Genomic DNA, 202 nt, shown 5'->3' on the forward strand with positions numbered 1-202 from the left:
CCTGCAAGTTTTTTATTTGAATATAAACCGTGGGGAGAGCAGGATTCGAACCTACGAAGCCGAAGCAACTGAGTTACAGTCAGTCCCATTTAGCCACTCTGGAATCTCCCCGAGTTTATATTAAAATGAGCTTCCAGAGGGACTCGAACCCACGACCTGCTGATTACAAATCAGCTGCTCTAGCCAACTGAGCTATGGAAGC

General features: G+C 46.5%; 2 tRNA genes. Both read right to left on the minus strand.

Going from position 1 to position 202, the window contains the following annotated elements:
- Positions 1-30: 30 nt before the first annotated feature.
- Positions 31-111, minus strand: a tRNA-Tyr gene (locus ASG31_RS17520).
- A 17-nt stretch (positions 112-128) separates the two neighbouring features.
- Positions 129-202 (minus strand) — tRNA-Thr (locus tag ASG31_RS17525).

The sequence above is a fragment of the Chryseobacterium sp. Leaf404 genome (genome assembly GCF_001424145.1).
Taxonomy (GTDB): Bacteria; Bacteroidota; Bacteroidia; order Flavobacteriales; family Weeksellaceae; genus Chryseobacterium.